The 18,559-nt window shown below is 37.6% G+C and carries 17 protein-coding genes and 1 other annotated feature; of the genes, 15 read left to right on the plus strand and 2 right to left on the minus strand.

The features are described 5' to 3' along the window. Positions 1-2: 2 nt before the first annotated feature. Positions 3-668 (minus strand): ABC transporter permease, encoded by a 666-nt coding sequence (locus LV469_07620; protein UHR02504.1) that lies wholly within the window; start codon positions 666-668, stop codon positions 3-5. Further along, positions 665-1,711, minus strand: coding sequence for a methionine ABC transporter ATP-binding protein (locus tag LV469_07625; GenBank protein ID UHR02505.1), 1,047 nt, complete (start codon positions 1,709-1,711; stop codon positions 665-667). Before LV469_07625 ends, LV469_07620 begins: the two co-directional genes overlap by 4 nt. Positions 1,712-1,762: 51 nt before the next feature. Then, positions 1,763-1,985, minus strand: a binding site (T-box leader). Positions 1,986-2,097: 112 nt separating this feature from the next. Here LV469_07625 and LV469_07630 point away from each other — a divergent pair. From LV469_07630 to LV469_07700, 15 genes are all read left to right on the plus strand, one after another. Next, positions 2,098-3,468 (plus strand): aminotransferase class I/II-fold pyridoxal phosphate-dependent enzyme, encoded by a 1,371-nt coding sequence (locus LV469_07630; GenBank protein UHR02506.1) that lies wholly within the window; start codon positions 2,098-2,100, stop codon positions 3,466-3,468. Then, positions 3,461-4,078 (plus strand): dTMP kinase, encoded by a 618-nt coding sequence (tmk, locus tag LV469_07635; GenBank protein ID UHR02507.1) that lies wholly within the window; start codon positions 3,461-3,463, stop codon positions 4,076-4,078. The genes LV469_07630 and tmk overlap by 8 nt, the downstream gene beginning before the upstream one ends. After that, on the plus strand, positions 4,078-4,416 hold the full coding sequence (locus tag LV469_07640; protein UHR02508.1) for a cyclic-di-AMP receptor: 339 nt from the start codon (positions 4,078-4,080) through the stop codon (positions 4,414-4,416). The genes tmk and LV469_07640 overlap by 1 nt, the downstream gene beginning before the upstream one ends. Before the next feature lie 5 nt (positions 4,417-4,421). Continuing rightward, on the plus strand, positions 4,422-4,706 hold the full coding sequence (locus tag LV469_07645) for a cyclic-di-AMP receptor (GenBank protein UHR02509.1): 285 nt from the start codon (positions 4,422-4,424) through the stop codon (positions 4,704-4,706). After that, a complete protein-coding gene (locus LV469_07650) occupies positions 4,691-5,587 on the plus strand; it encodes an AAA family ATPase (GenBank protein UHR02510.1) in 897 nt (298 codons plus the stop codon). Before LV469_07645 ends, LV469_07650 begins: the two co-directional genes overlap by 16 nt. Beyond that, on the plus strand, positions 5,580-6,506 hold the full coding sequence (locus tag LV469_07655; protein ID UHR02511.1) for a stage 0 sporulation family protein: 927 nt from the start codon (positions 5,580-5,582) through the stop codon (positions 6,504-6,506). Before LV469_07650 ends, LV469_07655 begins: the two co-directional genes overlap by 8 nt. Further along, the gene (locus tag LV469_07660; GenBank protein UHR02512.1) at positions 6,481-8,532 is read left to right on the plus strand and encodes a hypothetical protein; all 2,052 of its coding nucleotides are present in this window, start codon (positions 6,481-6,483) and stop codon (positions 8,530-8,532) included. The genes LV469_07655 and LV469_07660 overlap by 26 nt, the downstream gene beginning before the upstream one ends. Before the next feature lie 53 nt (positions 8,533-8,585). Beyond that, positions 8,586-9,080, plus strand: a complete 495-nt coding sequence (locus tag LV469_07665; protein UHR02513.1) for a ferritin — start codon at positions 8,586-8,588, stop codon at positions 9,078-9,080. A gap of 202 nt (positions 9,081-9,282) precedes the next feature. Further along, a complete protein-coding gene (locus LV469_07670; protein ID UHR02514.1) occupies positions 9,283-10,647 on the plus strand; it encodes a sigma 54-interacting transcriptional regulator in 1,365 nt (454 codons plus the stop codon). Positions 10,648-11,099: 452 nt separating this feature from the next. Beyond that, positions 11,100-12,431: a citrate:proton symporter gene (locus tag LV469_07675; protein UHR02515.1), complete on the plus strand. Its 1,332-nt coding sequence runs from the start codon at positions 11,100-11,102 to the stop codon at positions 12,429-12,431. Between the two features lie 82 nt (positions 12,432-12,513). Then, positions 12,514-13,866: a DUF1446 domain-containing protein gene (locus LV469_07680; protein UHR02516.1), complete on the plus strand. Its 1,353-nt coding sequence runs from the start codon at positions 12,514-12,516 to the stop codon at positions 13,864-13,866. Between the two features lies 1 nt (position 13,867). Beyond that, positions 13,868-14,167 carry a hypothetical protein gene (locus LV469_07685; protein ID UHR02517.1) on the plus strand — a complete coding sequence of 100 codons (300 nt, stop codon included), beginning with the start codon at positions 13,868-13,870 and terminating at the stop codon, positions 14,165-14,167. Between the two features lie 174 nt (positions 14,168-14,341). Beyond that, positions 14,342-15,625: a ClC family H(+)/Cl(-) exchange transporter gene (locus tag LV469_07690; protein UHR02518.1), complete on the plus strand. Its 1,284-nt coding sequence runs from the start codon at positions 14,342-14,344 to the stop codon at positions 15,623-15,625. 113 nt (positions 15,626-15,738) lie between these two features. Beyond that, positions 15,739-17,091, plus strand: a complete 1,353-nt coding sequence (gene trkA, locus LV469_07695; GenBank protein UHR02519.1) for a Trk system potassium transporter TrkA — start codon at positions 15,739-15,741, stop codon at positions 17,089-17,091. A gap of 2 nt (positions 17,092-17,093) precedes the next feature. Then, positions 17,094-18,554, plus strand: coding sequence for a TrkH family potassium uptake protein (locus LV469_07700; GenBank protein UHR02520.1), 1,461 nt, complete (start codon positions 17,094-17,096; stop codon positions 18,552-18,554). The last annotated feature ends 5 nt before the right edge of the window (positions 18,555-18,559 follow it).

Genomic DNA, 18,559 nt, shown 5'->3' on the forward strand with positions numbered 1-18,559 from the left:
TCCTATTTTTCTACTTTTTTAATTAATATATTTGACACACCTTGAATGATAAAGACAATAATTAAAATAATTATAAGACACACCAAGGTGACATCATCTTGAAATCTTCCATAGCCTACATTTATGGCTATTTGTCCTAGGCCGCCAGCTCCGATCGCACCTGCCATGGCGGTAAGACCCACCAAGGAGATGAGAGTCAGGGAAGAAGCCCTTATAATATTTGCAAGTCCTTCTTTTAGATAGACTCGCAGAATTATATCAGCATTTGAATCGCCCATAGAAAGGGCGGCTTCTATCACACCCTTATCCACATCTGCCAAAGCGGATTCTACCTGCTTGGCAAAAAAAGGAAAGGCTGCGAAAAAAAGAGGGACTATGGCCGCTCTTTGCCCTATACTTGTGCCTGCTATAAGCCTCGTAAGAGGAGCTATAAAGGTAAGCATTATTATAAAAGGCACGGACCTTAAAAGGTTTATTAGCTTATCCAAGAACGAATTTAAAAATTTGTTTTCTAAAATCGCACCGGGCCTTGTAGTTACTAGAATGACCCCCAAGATAAGACCTACAAGGCCTGCAAATATTGCAGTAAAAAAGGTCATGTAGAGGGTGGATATACTTGCGCTTAAAAAATCATCTTTTATAGCCAAAGCATTTGCAAAATAATTCATATAAACACCTCACTTAAATTTATATTAGAAAGTCTTACTCCTTCTTTTTCTAGAAAATGGAAGGCCGACTTGAGATTTTCTTCATCACCCTTTATTTTCACTATTAGAGTGCCCAAGGGGATATTTGAAATAAATTCTATATTGCCCCAGAGAATGGAAGTCTTGACCTTGAATCGCTCGTATATTTCGACAATAAGAGGCTTTGTAGTTGAAGTGCCAAGATAGGATAGCTCCAAAATTCTCTCATCATCTTTAAGGGAAATAAGCTCCTTGTTGGCCCTTAAACTTTCCAGAACAGAGTCCAAATTGTTGGCGGTTTTTATAAATTCTTGGGTCAATTTTTGTTTAGGTTTAGAAAATATTTCAATAGCAGTGCCGACTTCTATGACTTTTCCATTTTCCATGACAGCCAATTTGTTGCAAATTTCTTTTACCACTTGCATTTCGTGAGTGATAATTACAATGGTGATGCCCAGTTTTTTGTTCAAATCCTTTAGCAAATTTAGAATCTGCAAAGTGGTTTGAGGGTCTAGGGCAGAGGTTGCTTCATCACAAAGTAGGATGTCAGGGTCGTTGGCAAGGGCTCTTGCTATGGCAACTCTTTGCTTTTGACCACCAGATAGTTCGCCGGGATAGGCCCCTTGTTTATCGACAATGCCGACAAGACTTAGGAGGTCTTTAGCTTTTTCTATCTTTTCTTTTTTTGAAAGCTTTGAGTGCTTTAGGGGATAGATTACATTATCCAGTATCGTTCTACTCTTCATGAGATTAAAATGCTGAAAAATCATACCTATCTTTCTTCTCTTAGACCTCAAGTCTTTTGCCGACATAGAAAGCAAATCTTTGCCATTCACAAGCACCCTGCCCTCATCTGGTCTTTGAAGAAGATTTATACATCTTACAAGAGTTGACTTTCCTGCACCAGAAAATCCAACTATGCCGAATATATCCTTGTCCTCAATTTTTAAATTCACTCCATCAACAGCTTTTATAAGCTTATCTTTTTGTTTGAAACTAACTCTTATATTTTCAAGTTCTATCAAATTCACTACCTCCATAAACATAAAAAAACGTCCTTCTTATCTAAAAAAGATAAAAAGGACGAAAAATTCCGCGTTACCACCTTATTTGCCTAAAAAATAGACCACCTTCAGGTACCATCATACCCTAACTCTGTAACGGGAGTTCCCGTATGAATCTAAATATCGACTCATCCCATCAAGGACCATGTTCAGTCACTCTTCTTTTGGCCACTCTCACCAATATGGCTTCTCTGTAAAAATATCATTGACTTACTCTTCCTCTTGTTTGGTTTTGCTGATGAATGATATTTTACGAGAGGTGAAAAAGAATGTCAAGGGTTAAATTAAAAAAATTTTAAAATATTAATGAATACTGTATAATAAGATAAACAAAAGGAGAGATGCATATGAAAAGATATATAAGAGAGGGAGTAGAAGCCCTAAAGGGGATTTCTTTCCAAATGCCTGGTCACAAACAGAGAAAATTTGAAGATGATTTTGATTTTATAAAACACGATGTAACTGAAACATGGACAACTGACAACTTATTAAATCCGCAAGGCTGTATTAGAGAGTCCGAAAGAGAAATGGAGAGGATTTTTGAAACTAAAAGATCCTACTACATGGTCAATGGTTCATCAGGCTCTTTAATCTGCGCCATAGCTGCAGCAACAAAGCCTGGCGACAGAATTTTGGTACAAAGAAATTGTCACAAGTCGGTTTTTAATGCAGCTGTAATAGCAAGACTAAAGCTTTCCTATTTTCACGCCAACTATGACAAGAAGGAGAACCTTATAACAGATGCGGACCCTAAGGTCATAGAAAAGGCCCTTGAAGAAAATGGGGACATAAGCTGTGTTGTGATAACTAGTCCAAATTATTTTGGAGTGACAAGCAGAGTAAAAGAGATAGCAGATATTGTGCATGCTCATGGAGCTGTATTAATAGTTGATGAAGCTCATGGCCCCCACCTTCCCTTTTCAGCATATAGAGAAAAGTCTGCCCTATTCCAAGATGCAGACCTTGTAATTCATTCTCCCCACAAGACTCTGCCTGCCTTGACTCAGACGTCACTTTTACACCTTGTAAGCAATCGAATTGATGAAAAAAGGCTTATGAAGACCATAATACTTTTCACAACGACATCCCCTTCTTATATCTTCACACAAAATATGGAAGGCGCTCTTGATTTTATGGAAACAAGGGGCGGGGAACTTTTGAGTGCGAATGAAGGCTATATAAAAGAGATGGAGGACAAGTTAAAAGGCAAGGTGATTTTTTACAAGCCTTCAAATGGAGTTTTCAAAGAGCCCATGAAGGTGCTGTTTAGGATTCCCGGGCTTACAGGCTTTGAGATTGTAAGGAGTTTGTATTTCGACTATAATATAAGGGTAGAAATGGCAGATTTTTACTATGTTCTTGCCATTGCCACAGTCATGAATACAAAAGAGGACTATGAAATCTTGACAAGGGCCTTGGCAGAAATTTCAGAAAAGGCCAGAAAAGAGATAGACCTGCCCAAGTTTGAAGAAAAAAATCCTGAAAAGAAAATGGAAGCTTATGAAGCTTTTCATAAAAAATCTCTTCGCTTGCCTTATGAAAAGACAGAGGGCAGAGTTGCGGCGTCAATTGTCGCACCATATCCGCCGGGAGTTCCGATTCTTATACCTGGTGAGCTTGTAGATCGTGAAATTATTGAAACTCTAGGAGAATATTTAAAATATGGAGCCCATATTGTGGGAATAGAAGATGGCATGATGGAGGTAATAGATGAATAGGGGATTTTTTGTAGCCTTTGAAGGACCTGATGGTTGCGGCAAATCCACAATTTCAAAAATGATTTTAGAAAAATTCACCCTGGATGGTCTTAAAGTTATAAGATCAAGAGAGCCGGGTGGCACCGATATAGGTGAAAAGATAAGAAATATAATCCTTGATAATGAAAATGTAGCCATGGATGCCAGAACAGAGGCCCTTTTGTATGCGGCATCCAGAGCCCAACATGTCCATGAAAAAATTTTACCTGCCTTAAAAGAAGGATATCTGGTCTTGTCGGATAGATATGTTTTGTCATCTCTAATTTACCAAGGGCTTGTAAGAGGGCTTGGTTTTGATGAGGTTTCAAAAATAAATGATTTTGCCACAAGTTCTTTGAAGGCTGATTTGAGCATAATCCTTCTACCTAAAAAATCGACTTTTAAGAGAAAGGAAAAAGAAGGGCTGGATAGGCTGGAGAATGAGGGAGAAGATTTCCACAACAAAGTGCTAGAAGCCTATAAATCCTATGCAAAGACTACTAAGTCAGTATTTATAGATGCCTCCATGAGTATAGATGAGGTCTTTAAGGCGACTTACATGGAGATAAAAAAAGCTATGGAGAATAAATAATGAAACTTTTGATTACTATAGTTCAAGATTTTGACAGCGATTACTTAATTGAAAAGCTTACTGAAGAAAATTTTAGAGTGACCAAACTCTCGTCTAGTGGTGGGTTTTTAAAATCTGGCAACACGACAATTTTTTCCGGAGTAGATGACGAGAGGCTGGAGGATTATTTGCAAATTATAAGAAAAAATTGCAAGACAAGAGAGCTTACCAAGACAATCCAAACCTCTGGTATGCCGGGTCAAATGTTTTCTTCATCTCTTATGTCTATGCCAATTCAAATTCAAGTGGGCGGGGCTACAGTTTTTATACTTGATATCTATGATTTCAGGAGGTATTAAAACTATTGAAACTTATTATTGCCATTATCCAAGACCAGTATATAGAAAGAGTTCTAGCAAGGCTCGTTGAGGCTCGCATCACCGTTACAAAACTTTCTTCTAGTGGAGGGTTTTTCAAGTCGGGCAACACCACACTTCTTATTGGGGTCATTGATGAAAAGATAGAGCTTGTAGATCAGATTATGAAAGAAGTTTGCCACAAAAATCTGGTAGAAAAGGACGAAGAAAAGATAGAAGTATCGGGGGCAAGCTTATTTTTCGTGGATGTGAACAAGTGTCTGAGTATTTAACATTTGAAAATCTTTTGGGAAATGAAAAGGCGAAAGAACTCCTATTAAAAGATTTGGAAGTGGGCAGCAATCACTCCTATCTTTTTTTGGGCAGAGAGGGCCTTGGTAAATTTCTTTTTGCTCAAGCTTTTGCCAGAAAAATTTTGCAGATAGATGAAATTTGCCATTCCGATCTCAAAATCATAGAAGATAAAATTTCCATAAAAAAATCTCAAATAGAAGAAGTGGTTGAAGATTCCTTTAGATTGCCCAGGTATAAGAAGTACAAGGTCTATATAATAAGGGACTTTGACAAGGCTAGCAAGGAAGCTCAAAACGCTCTTTTAAAGACCTTAGAAGAACCCCTAGCTCATGTGAAATTAATCCTTGTGGCTTCAAATAATGAAAATATTTTGCCGACAATTTTATCAAGGGCAAAGCTTATAAAGTTCTATCCCCTAAGAGATGATGAAATAATGGGACATCTGCTTTTTATGGGTTATAATAAAATAAGAGCAGAAGATGCAATAAGATTTGCCAAGGGCTCGATAGGAAAAGCTCTTGAAATCTTAGCCGATGTGGATTTTTTTGATTTGAAGATAAAAACAGAGGCGGCTTTAAAAAGCCTTCTTACTTTTGGAGGATTCGAAGCTTATAGAACTTTTAAATTTTTTGAAGATAAAAAAGATGATATAGATATATTGCTCGAGATTAGCTACTATTATGTGAGAAATCTGGCTATCAACCCGACTTTGAGAAAAGACTTTGAGGGCTTGGAGCTTAGAAGAATTTTGAATATGTCTAGTCTTATAATTGAGGCTAGAGAAAAATTGAACTTTAATGTGAATTTTAGAGCAGCACTTATGCCGCTTTTACTATATATAGGGGGAGAAGATGATTGATACAGCAGGCGTGAGATTTAAGCGCAACGGGAAAATATATTTTTTCGATATAAATGAAACGGGCGCTAAAATCGGAGACTCTGTAATTGTTGAAACGATTAGAGGAATTGAAATGGGATATGTTGCAAGTAAAAAGGCCATATCCGAAGATGAAGATTTTGCAAAAAATCTAAAACCCATTATAAGAATAGCTACTGATGAAGATAGAACCAAGCAAATAGATAACAGAAATAATGCCAAAGAGGCTGCCATAATATGCACTCAAAAGATAAAAGACCACAAGCTGGATATGAGATTAGTCGGAGCCGAATACACTTTCGACAAAAGCAAGCTCCTCTTTTATTTTATAGCAGATGAGAGAATAGATTTTAGAGAGCTAGTTAGAGATTTGGCTGCAATATTTAAAACGAGAATTGAGCTTAGGCAGATAGGAGTAAGAGATCAGGCCAAGATAGTGGGAGCCTTGGGCTGCTGTGGAAGGGAAACTTGCTGCTCTAAATTTTTGACAGACTTTGCTCCGGTATCCATAAAGATGGCAAAAGATCAGGGTTTATCCCTAAATCCGACTAAGATTTCAGGCAGTTGTGGCAGGCTCATGTGCTGCCTAAAGTATGAGCAAGAAGGATATGAGTGCATTTTAAAGAGGATGCCCCAAGTAGGCGAATGTGTCGAAACTAAAGATGGCAAGGGAGTCGTTGTGGAAACTTACACCATTCAAGAATTGGTAAAGGTCAAATTCAAAGAAGATGACGACGAAGAATTGCAAATCTATGACATTAAAGATATAAAAAGAACAAAAAGATGCGGCAGATTCAACAGAGAAAATGAAAAAGACAAAACAGCCAAGGACGAGGACTATTTTGAATCTGAAGATCCAGAACAAGGACTGACAGATGAAGAAAATTTTGAAGATTTATAAAAATTTTAAAACTAAAACAAATAGAAGTTTGGATGAAATATTTTCCAAAAATACAAATTGGACAAGGGTATTGGGAGTGCTATGCCTTTGTCTTTTTATATTTTCTTTTATTTATGATTATATTTCAGACTTGAGATACAATTTTAAAACCTTGCTTGCCATATATATAGTGGTGTCTTTTGCTATATTTTTTCTGCTTTTTATTCTCTTGGAAAAAATTCATAAAAAAATCAAAAATCTAAATAGCAATTTTTTGGTCTTTGAAATACTTATAATTTTTGGCATTTATAAGATAATAAGTGCCTGTCCAGATGATTTTTCAGATTTGCAATTGCTGGGACTTGCCTTTCTTTTAAGTCTACCCTTTTTATTTGCCTACATAGGTCTAAGGCTCTTGGCAGGAAGAAAAAAAGTCGGCTACTTATTTTTATTTCCCAATGTCTTAATTATTTCCATCTTATTATTTTTTCTTTTTAAAGATTCTTTTGGAGCCAGAAAGGATTTTAGTTTTGATGTCAAAAGGGGACCCTATCAAGTTATTTTCAAAGACTATGAGAGTGTTAAAAAGACCCTAGATTTAAGACCTTACGTCAAATATTCCAGCAGTTTTAAACCCAAGACAGCTAGAAAATTAAGAGATTTAATAAATGCTGATAAGCTATCTAATGCCAAGCTAAGAGGCAGGATAGCCTATCCTAAGAATTTAGATAAAAAAGATTTAAAGACTGCCCCGCTTTTTGTACTTGTCCATGGCAACCATCAGATGACTACTGATTCTTATAGAGGCTATGACTATCTTTTAGATTATCTCGCCTCTAAGGGTATGATTGCAGTTTCAGTTGATGAGAAAGTTTTAAATGGCTTTTATGAAATTTCACTTTCAGATGAGATGGGAGCAAGGGCTCTTATGCTACTTGAAAATATAAAATATCTCGTAGAAAATCCAGAAGGTTTAGATATCCCATCTATTTCAAATGACAATGCCATATATCTTGCTGGGCACTCCAGAGGAGCCGAGGCAATCATGACAGCCTACAACTTGAATGATTTAAATAAGTTTCCCAACAAGGGCAGCAAAAACCTAGACTTTAAATTTAATATAAGGGGTCTTATTTCGATTGCAGGCACTCACAATCAGTATGACCTTGGCGGCAAGGAAATATTAGCATCAAATACAGATCTACTATTTGTCCACGGAAGTCATGACAGGGATTTGGAAGATTTTGAAGGCCTTAGAGCCTACAAGTATTCCAGCCTTGGCCCAGAAAATTTCAAGGCGGCAGTCTATTTAAGAGGGGCATCTCATGGTATGTTTAATCAGCTTTGGCAGGAAAAAGACCAAGACTATCCAGAAAAATTTTTTATTGATGGCGATGGCTTACTAAAAAGAAGAACTCAGGAAAATATTTTAAAGAGTTTAATTTTTGATTTTATCGAGTCCTCAAGATGTGGAAGGGGAGAAAATTTTGGCAAAAAACTTTTAAAGACATTAGACTCTAAAAAGGCATTTTGCCAATTTCAAAAGGGCCCTTCTAAAATAATAAATGACTATGAAGAAGATTATGACATTGAAACAGCTAGCATAGGTGGCCGCAACAAATTCAAGGGCTTTTCTTCTTATTACGAGTTTGAAAAAGAAGATCTGGGATCTGGTCTTTATCTGGAAGCCACAGCAAACTCAAGCTACGAAACATATCTTAAAAATCCAATAGAATTTAAAGAGTTATCTCTTGTGATAGAAAATTTGAGCCTAGACGGCATAGGGGCATCTTTGGAAGTTTCAGACATATACGGAGAGAGTGCAAGGCTTGATCTACCTGATATAAAAGGGCCAGAGAAGTTTTACAGATCTAAAATTGCCTATCTTAAAGATGATTATGATTTAAAGTCCATCCCCATAAGTCTTAGCTTTTCTTTTGAAGATTTTCAAAAGAAAAATCCGCTTTTAAAAGATGAAATCAGATATGTAAATTTAATTTTACATTTTGGAGAAATTTTTTTAGATGATATGGCTTATAAAAATTAAAAATGGGTATGCTGTAAATTGTAAGATGTAAAATTATTAAGGAGGAATAAAAAATGAAAATGTCAAAAAAATTAAGAAATGCACTTAATGATCAATTCAACTTTGAACTAGAAAGTGCCTATATTTACAAGGCAATGGAAGCCTACTTCACATCAGAAGACATGAGAGGATTTTCAAACTTCATGAAACATCAAGCTGACGAAGAAATCGAACATGCCAACAAGATCTATGACTTCCTCTTTGAAATGGACGAAAAACCAGAATACGAAGCAATCCCAAAGCCAGAAACAAGCGGATTCAAAGGCTATACAGAAGTATTTAAACTAGCCTATGAACACGAAAAGGTCGTTACAGAAAGAATTCAAAAGATCTATGAACTGGCTAAGAAGGAAGGCAATGCCGAAGTTTCAATCTTTATGCAATGGTATGTAAAAGAACAAATTGAAGAAGAAGACAACTTCAGATATATCATTACCAAGATGGAAAGAATTAAAGGCAACTGGGGCGGCTTATACATCTTTGACAACGAATTGGGACAAAGAAAGTAAAAAGATGTCTTGAATGAAAAAGAGTCTACAAATCTTTGTAGGCTCTTTTTTGTATTTATTTTTAAAATACCCTTTTAAATTTGGCTATGCTCCTTTATCATATTGTTTATCTTTTCTTAGTTTTTATTGTTTATAGAAAAAACATTTCACTTATAATAAAAAATAAGAGATAAATTAAATGTATAAGAGGAGGAATTATCATATGATTTCTTATAAGGGACTCTTTGAATCAATGAAAGAGGGAGTGCTCATATGTGATCAAGACTCAAACATCATTTACTGCAACAAGGCCTACTTGAATTTCATAAATAAAAATTTCGAAGAAATAAAAGGTAAAAAAATTACAGAGATTAGAAAAGGAGCAAGACAACCTGGCGTCATAGAAAGTGGCAAGGCCCTTGTTGGTCTTGTCAGAAAGGAAGAAGAGGAAGAATATTTTGTAAATATCTATCCCATAGTAGAAGATAAAGAGGTAAGAGGTGGCATATCTCTTGTTACCTTTTTAAAGGATGCCGAATTTATAAAAGATGGACTTTATGAAATAGAAAGAAGAAATAGATACTTAAAAGAGTGGATGAGGGAAAACAACGGGACTCGCTATACCTTTGATTCCATAGTGGCAGCAGATGAACCATCCATAGAAACAATGAAGCTTGCCAAAAAAATTGCTCATAGGGATGTCGATGTTTTGATACAGGGCGAATCTGGCACTGGCAAGGAGCTGTATGCCCAATCCATCCACAACGAATCAAAAAGAGGGGGCAAACCCTTCGTAGCTATAAATTGTTCTACCTTCCCCAAGGACCTCTTAGAAGCCGAACTCTTTGGATATGAGCAAGGAGCTTTCACGGGAGCTGCCAAGGGCGGGAAGACGGGGCTTTTTGAATCGGCAAGTGGCGGTACAATATTTTTTGATGAAATTTCTGAGATGGATTTGAGTTTACAGGCCAAACTTCTTAGAGTCCTCCAAGAAAAAAAGATTAGAAAAATCGGCGGGCGAGAGGAGCTTGACATAGATGTGAGGATTATTTCCGCCTGCAATGTGGACTTATTAAAATATATAGCAGAAGGCAAATTCCGCAAAGACCTCTATTACAGAATAGCAGTAATCCCAATTGAGATAAGACCTCTAAGAGAGAGAAGAAAGGATATAGATAGTCTTGTAGACCATTTTTTAGGCAAGATGAACACCAGACTAAAGAAAAATTTTATTCTTACAGAAGGAGCAAGAGAGCTGCTTAGAAGTTATAATTGGCCCGGCAATATAAGAGAACTAAAAAATGTCTTGGAATTTTCTGCGGTAATGACTGGCGATGATATCTTAGACGAGGACTCCTTTCCACCAAAAATGTTTGAAAACATTGAAAAAATAAAATCACAAGACAAAAAAGTTGGCAGAAGTTTAAAAGAAAGGACGCAGGATTTCGAACGCAAAGAAATTTTAAAAGAGCTTTCAGGCTTGGATGACACGACCAAAAATAGACAAATTGTCGCAAAAAGACTAGGAATTTCATTGGCATCGCTCTACAATAAATTAAGCGATTCTAAAAAAATAGAAAAGCAATGACCGAACTTCTAAAAATTTAGAAAGATTAAGTAATGATTTATATTATCGTTAAACTTGATGAAACGTTTGCCTGCAAACTTTTAAAAATTGCAAAAAACAAATAAAAATAAAAATCCTCAGATTTTTTCTAAAATGTTGGAAAAAAATGGGGATTTTTTTAATTTTCACCTCCAAAAATTTTCTAAAAAAAATAAAATAAAAAATTTCCGCCTATGTTTTGGCTTACAAGACATCAAAAAACAGTCCTTTTATAAAAAAATTTATAAAAAACTTTTTTATTTTTGAAAATTTTAGAGTTTTGGCACGAACCTTGCAATAATATTTTTTGCAATGATGCTTATTATTCAAGAGGAGTTTGAAATTTTCGCAATAAGTCCATAAATAAGCTAACAATAATTTGTTACATATTAGTGGGAATTTCATCCGACCTTAAAATCAAGGAGGAATTATTTATGAATTTAGCATTGATAGGTCTTTTGACCATCCTAATCATGTTGGGATTGATTATGACCAAAAGACTCTCGACCCTCTTGGCTCTTATAATAGTGCCAATTTTGGGATATCTTTTGGCAAGAGGACTCGACCTTATAACAGTAGAAGAGGCGACCCTCGGTAAGCTTATAACTAATGGATTAAAAAACATAGCCCCTACGGGAGTAATGTTTATATTCGCAATTTTGTTTTTTGGAATCCTAACAGATGCCGGAACATTTGACCCTATAATCGAAAGAACTTTAAAAATTGTAGGAAAAGATCCGGTAAAAATTTGTCTTGGAACTACAATTCTTGCTTGCTTGGTTCACTTAGACGGCTCTGGAGCAGTTACCTTCCTAATCGTAATACCTGCCATGTTACCACTTTATGAAAAACTTGGCATGAGAAAGACAACACTTGCAACTTGTGCAGCTCTTGGAGCAGGTACTATGAACATGCTACCTTGGGGCGGCCCGACAATTCGTGCCATAACAGCTCTAAACTCTACTGCAGCTGATGTCTTTACACCAATGTTGCCAGCTCTTGGAGCAGGTATAATCTTCATTCTTTTGGTATCTGTCTTTTTAGGAAAGAGAGAAAAAGCTAGAATAGGAAAATCTCTTGAAAATGTTGACTCTGTAAAAGAAGCGGCAAATGAAAAGAAAGACTCCGAATCAGAAGCAATGAAAAGACCTAAGCTTTTCCCTGTAAACGTGATTCTCATAATTGTAGCAATAGTAGTTCTTATAAAGAATATCTTGCCACCAGCAGCAGTATTTATGATCGCAACTGCCCTAGCCATGATTATAAATTATCCAGACCAAAAACAACAAAGAAAGCTTGTAGACAAGCACGCTCCATCAGCTCTCATGATGGCAAGTATGCTTTTTGCGGCTGGTTCTTTTACAGGAATTGTAAAGGGTTCTGGCATGCTTGATGCCATGGCCCATGCTCTTGTGGAATTGATTCCAGTAGGCCTTGGAACAAAAATTCCAGTGATAACTGGTATTTTCTCAATGCCTCTATCCTTGGTATTTGACCCAGATTCATACTACTATGGAGTGCTTCCTGTAATATCTACTGCAGTTCAAGCCTTTGGCGTAGACCCTGTAATGGTTGGTAGAGCGTCTATAATCGGACAAATGACAACCGGTTTTCCAATCTCTCCACTTACAGGAGCGACCTTCCTACTTACAGGTCTTGCAGGAATAGACTTGGGAGAACACCAAAAATCCACAATTCCATTTGCATTTTTAAATGCAATTGTAATGCTTATTGTGGCAGTTATTGTTGGAGCAATAGCTATCTAAATTAAACTGTTTTAAAAAGCCTCAGATATAGGGGCGGCTTGGACTGCCCCTTTGAATCTGTGACTCTTGAAAGGAGATAAAGATGAAAAAGATTAGAATTGGCAGCGGCGCAGGCTATGCCGGCGACAGGATTGAGCCTGCCGTAGAACTGATGGAAAAAGGAGATCTCGACTATATAATCTTCGAGTGCCTTGCAGAAAGAACAATAGCAATAGGACAAATGGACAAGTTAAAAGACCCTAAAAAGGGCTACAACCAATTGCTAGAATACAGAATGGAAAGAATCCTTCCCCTTGTTAAGCAAAACAAGGTAAAAGTCATAACCAACATGGGTGCTGCAAATCCAGTAGAAGCAGCAAGGGTGACAGCAGAAATCGCCAAGAGATTAAATGTAAAAGGCATCAAGATAGCCTATGTGACAGGGGATGATATAGCAGATAGAATCTCTTCTTACTATGACAATAAGATCTTGGAATTTGACAAAACTCTTGGAGAAATGAAAGACAAATTTATTTCAGCTAATGTCTACATGGGTGCAGATGGTATAATGGAAGCCCTTGAAAACGGAGCGGACATTGTAATCACAGGTCGTGTATCAGACCCAGCCCTTACAATTGGACCTCTTTGCTATGAATTTGGCTGGACTCTTGAAAAAAATAAAAAAGAACTTGGCCAAGCGACTCTTGCAGGTCATCTTTTAGAGTGTGGAGGCCAAGCAACGGGTGGCTATTATGCTGATCCAGGCTATAAGGAAGTCCCCAATCTGGAAAGACTTGGTTTTCCGATTGTAGAGATAAAAGAAAATGGAGAATTTTTCGTAACTAAGGTTGAAGAAGCGGGAGGACTTGTAAGCCCGGATACCTTAAAAGAGCAAATGATTTACGAAATTCACAATCCAAAAATGTATATGACACCAGATGTAAATGCTGATTTTTCAAAGGTTGAATTTGAAGAAATTGGAAAAGACAAGGTGGCAGTTAGAAATGCAGATTCCCATGACAAGCCTGAAACTTTAAAGGTAAGCATAGGCTACAATGATTGTTTCATAGGAGAAGGAGAAATTTCCTACGGCGGAAGAAATTCTCTACAAAGAGCTAAGTTGGCAGCTGATGTTGTCTTAAAAAGACTTGAAATTGTCGGATGCAAATATGATGAAATCAAGGTTGAATACCTTGGCTACAATTCTCTTTATGCAGATAAAATTTCCAGCCAATATGCTCCAGAAATCTTCCCAGAAATAAGATTGAGAATAGCAGCAAGGACTGAGGACAGAAAAAACGCAGCCCTGATTGGAAACGAAGTTGAGGCCCTTTATACAAATGGACCAGCTGGCGGTGGTGGAGCCACTAAAAAAGTTTCAGATGTAGTTTCGATTTGTTCAATCTTTGTGCCGAGAGAAGCGGTAAAGGCACAAGTAAATTATTTGGAGGTATAAGATGAGATTAAAAGACATAGCCCATTCAAGGACAGGCGATAAGGGAGATATCTCAAACATATCTCTCATAGCCTACAAGAAAGAAGACTATCAAACCCTTAAAGACAAGGTTACAGCTCAAGTGGTAAAAGAATACTTCAAGGAAATTTGCCATGGAGAAGTTGTAAGATATGAGCTTGACTCAGTTGGTGCTCTTAACTTTGTTCTAGACAAGACCTTGGGAGGAGGAGTTACCAGATCCTTGTCCCTAGATAAGCACGGCAAGAGTTTGTCCATGGCACTTTTGGAAATGGAAATTTAAGACACACCAAAATTTTATTAATGAAACGTATTATCCTCACAAACAAGAGAAGAAGAATTTTCTTAGTTCTTCTTCTTTTTTTGATATAATAAAAAAAGATTTATAGGAAATTTTAGAAATGACGGACTCGCTTCTTTATTGCCAATCCAAATTAAAATATAGGAGATGTTAAACTTGCAAGAAGAAAAAAAGAAAATCCTCGGAGACATATCCATAAGAAACCTTTTTTTATATGTTCTAACTGGTGTATTTGCCGGCCTTGTCGTATCCCTTTTCAAAAAAGGTATAGGCATATTTGCAGGACTTGCCTTTGAATTTTTAAAAGACTCAAATAGGTCTTTTATTGGTTGGGCGACCTTCCTAGCCGCTTTTTTGGTCTTAGGAACTCTTATCTATCTACTTACCAAAAAAGACCAAAACACTAGAGGCTCTGGTATCCCAACCATCTATGGACTAATAGATGAAAAATGCCAAGTAAACTGGAAAATCACTCTGCCGCTTAGATTTATCACATCGATTATGACTGTTGGTTCGGGCCTTAGCCTTGGCAGGGAAGGCCCATCTGTCCAACTTGGTGGGCTAGTAGGCGAAGCTTTTTCATCCTTGGCAAAAGACAAAAAGGATAAAAAATACTTTTTAGGCTCTGGGGCGGGAGCAGGTCTTGCCGTTGCTTTTAATGCACCCATTTCAGGGATCCTTTTTGCAATCGAAGAGATGTTTAAAAAAACAGATAGGAAGATTTTTCTCTCATCTGCTCTTACTGTCTTTTCTGCAGTTGTTTTTTCTAATGTAGTTTTTGGCAAACACTATGTGCTAAAAGAACTGCCGAGGATGACTGGTTTGAGTAATAGTTTTTATGGCTATGTACTACTCTTTGCAATCCTTGCAGGCTTATCGGGTGTCTTTTTTAACTTCGTCGTAATAGGAGCCAAGGATGTCTTTAAAAAAATAAAAATAAATTCTTTTATAAAATTTTTGCTGCCATTTTTAATCACAGGTATCATCATCCTTGCAGATAGCAGGCTCTTTGCTGCTGGAGAAAATCTCATAGCCCTGCCCTTGGAGGACAACTTCTCCCTAGCGACCCTAATAGCCTTTTACTTTTTGAAAATATTTCTCTTGGCAATCTGTTTTGGAGTCAGCGTTCCCGGAGGCAGTCTAGTGCCCTTGGTAGTAATTGGCGCCCTTCTTGGAAACATATTCGGCTCTTTTCTTGCAAGCCTTGGCATCATTGGAAATGAAATGATAATAGTCTTTACTGTACTTGGAATTTGTGGCCATTTTTCAGCCATAGTAAGATCTCCCATAACAGCAGTAATACTTATGGTAGAAATGACAGCAGGGGGCTTTGAATACTTGCTAGAACTTGGCATTGTCAGTTTAATAGCTTATTTGATTGCTGAATTTATGAACTCAAAACCCTTTTACGAAGACCTCTATGAAAGAATGTTCAAGTAAATTTTTTAAAATAAGAAAACTGAAATTATTAGCTGCTTAAAATTAGTTTGGGCAGCTAATAATTTTGCTTATATGGCTATTTTTTGCTATCATTGCATTATGGAGGAAAGATAATGAAAGTTGTAATTGTAGGCGGCGGAAAAGTTGGCGAGGCTCTGTGTATTGATCTTGCCAATTCTTGCGACGTCGTTTTAATTGATAAAAATCAAGCGGTTGTCGAAAATATTTTTGACCAGTGCGACATTCAAGCTGTGCTCGGAAATGGAACAGATGTAAATGTGCAGACAGAAGCCGGCGTCAAGGATGCCGACATTTTTTTGGCTGTCTCAGAATCTGACGAGTTAAATCTAGTGGCTTGTATCATAGCCAAAAAACTCGGTGCTAGGCACACCATGGCAAGAGTAAGAAATCCACAATATTCAGAAAGTGTAGATTTTATAAAGCGATCTCTTGAAATAACAACAATCCTAAACCCGGAAGAAGAAGCTGCCAAAACAATTTCTAGAAATTTGAAATTCCCGACAGCTCTTAATGTCGAATCCTTTGCAGGCGGCAAGCTAAACATAGTTGAATTGGAGCTTGAGAAAGAATCAGTGATAAATGGCTTGAGCCTTACAGAAGTCGGCAAAAATTTGGGCAGTCCCCTCTTGGTTTGCATCATAGAAAGAGAGGGCAAAGTCTTTATCCCATCTGGCTCTTGCTGCCTCATGGCTGGAGACAAAATCCATGTCCTAGGCGACAACGAGGCCCTTGCGAAATTTTATTCTATGCTCGGCAAGAGCAAAAAGCCAATCTCATCAGCCATAATGATAGGAGGAGGTAGGGTAGCCTACTACTTGATTAAAAGACTTCTACAAAGAAAAGTTGACATAAAAATCATAGAAACCGATTTGGAAAGAGCCAAATTTTTGGCATCATCCTTTCCTGAAATCACCGTCATAAATGCCGATGGCACAGATCAAGACGTGCTTGAAGAAGAAGGAATAGGAAATTATGAAGCCTGTATAGCCTTGACGGGTATAGACGAAGAAAATGTAATCCTTTCAGTCTTTGCCAAGCACAGAGGTGTAAATAAATCCATAGCCAAGGTATCTAGGACTTCCATGCTTAAAATTCTGGGACATTTTGGCATAGACTCAATAATCACCCCCAAGTCCATAGTATCAGATCAGATTATAAGATTTGTAAGATCTATAATAGCAGCAGACAATTCACCGGTTGAAAAACTTTACAGACTCGCCGGCAGAAGGGTAGAAGCCATGCAGTTTTTAGCAGGCGATGACCTAAAAATCTTAGATACCAAGCTAAAAGATTTAAAGACAAAAGAAAATACCCTGATTGCCTCTATTCAAAGAGGTAGAGATTTGATTTTGCCAAATGGCGAAAGCAAAATTCTGCCTAAAGACCATGTCATCGTAGTCACAACTCAAGAAAATATAATATCCTTAGATGACATCTTGGTGTAAATATGAATAAAAAATTAGTTATAAACACTCTAGGAAGAATATTAAAAATAGAGGGGCTTTTGCTTATCTTGCCCCTGGCCCTGTCCATCTATTATAGGGAAAATATAAAAGTGAGCCTTTCTCTTTTAAAGACCATAGTAATTTTACTCTTGGTAGGCATCCTATTTGCCCGAGTAAAACCCCAAAAATCCAGTTACAATCTCAAAGACGGTTTTGGCATAGTAAGTCTAACTTGGTTTTTGATGTCATTTTTTGGTGCTCTGCCCTTTGTCTTTTCAGGCTATGTAGGCTCCCTCGTAGATGCCATTTTCGAGACAGCATCCGGCTTTACAACAACTGGTGCCACCATCCTACAAGATGTGGAAGCCCTACCCAACTCACTTTTATTTTGGCGCTCCTTTACCCACTTCATAGGCGGTATGGGGATTTTGATTTTTGCCCTTGCCATAGCCCCCAAGTCTGAGAACGACTCAAAAGGCTCTGTTTTCATAGCCAAGGCAGAAAGCCCGGGTCCCGTTTTTGGTAAACTCGTTTCCAAGATGTCAATAAGCGCAAAAATTTTATATAGAATTTATATAATCATGACCTTGGTTCTGATTTTGGTTTTGATTTTGGCAGGCATGAAGCCCTTTGATGCCATGATTCACGCCTTTGGAGCTGCCGGCACAGGAGGATTTTCCAACAAGCAGGCCTCCGTTGCCTACTTCCAAAACTCGACCATAGAATGGATTTTAGGAGTCGGCATGATAGTCTTTGGAGTCAACTTCAACCTCTACTTTCTCATGGTAAGGGGTAGGATAAGAGATGCCCTAAAAAGCGAAGAGCTAAAAGCTTTTTTAGCTATCATACTCGGGGCAGTATTTCTCATTTGCCTTAATATCCACACCCGCTATGACAGCTTTTTTGATATGCTAAGAGATGCCTTTTTCTCGGTATCATCAATCATATCCACGACAGGCTATGCCACAATCGACTTTGGTATGTGGCCTTTGTTTTCCCATGTAGTCTTACTTCTACTCATGTTCATAGGCTCATGCGCTGGTTCTACCGCCGGAGGCATCAAGGTATCCAGAGTCCTCGTCCTCTTCAAATCGGCAGTAAATGAAATCAAACTCTACCTAAACCCCAGAAGGGTCATAGCCATAAGAGATGGAGACAAGACCCTGGCAGAAGGACTTGTAAAAAGTGTGCTACTCTATCTTTCCATTTATGTGGGAGTCTTTTCGGTGCTACTTCTCATAGTTTCCCTAGATTCGCCAGACTTTGTGACGGCATTTTCGGCAGTTGCAGCGACCTTAAACAATATCGGCCCTGGAGTCGGGGCAGTAGGTCCAAGTGGCAACTTTGCCTTTTATGGAAACATAAGTAAGCTTGCCCTCACAATCGGCATGATCATGGGTAGACTTGAGTTGTTCCCAGTCTTGGCAATCTTTATGCCAAACACTTGGAGCAAAAAGGCATAGACAAA

Origin of the sequence: Peptoniphilus sp. GNH (genome assembly GCA_021307325.1) — a bacterium.
In the GTDB taxonomy this organism is placed as follows: Bacteria; Bacillota; Clostridia; order Tissierellales; family Peptoniphilaceae; genus KA00134.